A 1,920-nucleotide genomic window follows, 5' to 3' on the forward strand; every position below is an offset into this window, starting at 1 on the left:
GAGACGGTTCTCTTGGTCGAAAACTCGTCTACCAGGGGCTTCACCACGTTGTCAGCCCAACCGCCGTACCTCAGAGGCAGGTTGGAAAAGGCTCAAGGTGTCCGCGCAAGAAGGGCATCGGGCCCGCCTCCTGGACGCCGCACTGGTTCGGCCATAGCCACGCGACCGCGCTGCTGCTGGCCGGGAGGCCGGAGTCTCCCGCCGCCTGGGACACGCATATGTCCAGACCACACTCGACCTGTATGGCTGGGTTCGCGAGGAGGAGGCCCTGCGGGCCGCGGCGAACTGGAGGTCATACGTCTCCTCCTGGCGGGTCGACGATGGCCGGTGAACAGCGGCATCTGCACGCTCTCGGCGACCAGGACCCGATCTGGCACCTGTGGTCGACGCTGCCCCAACCCTGGAAGGGCCCCGTCATCGGCGACGACGTCGCCGACTGGGACAGGATTCACCGAGAACGGTGACCACCGGATCGACCTGCGCCAAGTACCCGAGGTGATCGCTGTCCGCGTACATGTTGATGTGGCCCTGGCAAGGTTTCCGTGAAGCTGAGGTGTGTCTCCGTGCGCCGGTGACGCTCCGTCACGGGTAGTGGCGTCGGAGTAGGGCCATGTGGATGACGCGGTGGCGGAGGAGCGGGGCCCCCGGCGCGTCCGGCTGTGATCCGCTTCTGGGCTTCAGGTCGGTGATGCGGCCTTCGTTGACGCCGGAGTTGAACGGGGTGGTGATGCCCTGGACGACTGAGGGCTGGTCTTCGCGGATGGCTTTGGCCAGACCGGCCGGGGCCGGGATGCCCGCAGCCGTGAGTTGCCCGAGCCAGTCCCGTAGCGGGGTGGCGTCGCGGGCGTATTTGCGCACGGTGCGCCGGTTCAAGCCCAGCTCGCGGGCTGCGGTGTTGAGCGAGGCGGGCTGGGCTGTCGGCATGGTCGGACGGTCCCGCCGGGTTCGCTGGTGGCGGTGCCGGTTCGGGCTCGGGTACTGCGGCGGGTAGGCAGCCACAATGGGCGGCGGCGATATCCACGATCCGCTTCGACAGCCCCTGCCACAGGTGGAAGCGGTCGCTGACCTGCCCCGCGCCCGGGGCGCCGTCGCTGATGCCTTGGCGGTAGACCAGCGAGCCGTCCAGGCGGACCACCTCAACACCGGGGTGCGTCCGCAGCCAGGCGGCCAGCTGCTCGGCGTCCCGCCCGGCCCACAGCTCGATCGGCAACCTGGTGTCGTCCACCAGCAGGGTTCCGTAGACGTCCGCGTACAGCGCGAAGTCGTCCACGCCCAGCACCCGCGGGGTCGCTGCCGGCGGAAGCTGCAGGCGCATCAGATGGAACAGCACGCTGGTCCGCGACAGCGGCACTTCAGGATCTGCAGGAGCCGGGCGCCGCCGCGGCCGACGAGTAGCACCCCGGCCATCTCCACCAGGTGCTGCAGCAGCGGGCTGCGGCGCTGGTAGCGCGCCGTCAGCCCCTCGACCTGCTCGGCAAAGGTCCGCCGACCGCAGCCCGGGCTGTCACAGAACAACCGCCGCACCGACAGCCCGATCAGCACCGGGCGCCCACCGACAGCGACACCGCCCAGCGTGCGGCAATAGCGACTGTGCACCCGCGCAGAACCACGGCCGGAGTCCGGACACGCCACCGTCACTCGCGGGTGCGGCCCGCGATGCAGACCACGCCACCGCCACCCACACTCGCTCCACCCGCACCGCATCCAGGTGCGCAGACACGATCCGTACGAGGTCGAACACACTCGCTGACAGTGCCGTCACCTGTGACGGAGCGTCACCGGCGCACGCTGGCACACCTCAGCTTCACGGAAGGGACTGTGAAATGAGTGGCTCTGGCCCGTAATCGGTGGTAACCAAGGGTGACGGGCGCCGTTGGTGTGGTGTGCGAGATGTCAATGAGCTTGTGGCTGTGGTGTTTT

At 68.7% G+C, this 1,920-nt stretch carries 3 protein-coding genes and 1 pseudogene; 1 reads left to right on the forward strand and 3 read right to left on the reverse strand.

Features of this window, described 5'->3' with window-relative positions; translation table 11 throughout:
• Positions 1-320: 320 nt before the first annotated feature.
• The gene (locus tag ABZ624_RS42860; protein ID WP_360101152.1) at positions 321-464 is read left to right on the forward strand and encodes a hypothetical protein; all 144 of its coding nucleotides are present in this window, start codon (positions 321-323) and stop codon (positions 462-464) included.
• A 118-nt stretch (positions 465-582) separates the two neighbouring features.
• Here ABZ624_RS42860 and ABZ624_RS42865 read toward each other — a convergent pair whose 3' ends face one another.
• The 3 genes and pseudogenes from ABZ624_RS42865 to ABZ624_RS42875 all read right to left on the reverse strand — a co-directional run bounded on the left by ABZ624_RS42865 (position 583) and on the right by ABZ624_RS42875 (position 1,542).
• Complete coding sequence (locus ABZ624_RS42865; RefSeq protein ID WP_360101158.1) at positions 583-924, reverse strand: hypothetical protein; 342 nt, start codon at positions 922-924, stop codon at positions 583-585.
• Between the two features lie 163 nt (positions 925-1,087).
• Positions 1,088-1,315: pseudogene (locus ABZ624_RS42870) on the reverse strand (ISL3 family transposase); the annotation flags it as partial.
• Positions 1,315-1,542 carry a hypothetical protein gene (locus tag ABZ624_RS42875; protein ID WP_360101155.1) on the reverse strand — a complete coding sequence of 76 codons (228 nt, stop codon included), beginning with the start codon at positions 1,540-1,542 and terminating at the stop codon, positions 1,315-1,317. The gene ABZ624_RS42875 and the pseudogene ABZ624_RS42870, both read right to left, overlap by 1 nt.
• Positions 1,543-1,920: the final 378 nt, after the last annotated feature.

It is taken from the genome of Streptomyces sp. NPDC007205, assembly GCF_040634095.1.
GTDB lineage: Bacteria > Actinomycetota > Actinomycetes > Streptomycetales > Streptomycetaceae > Streptomyces.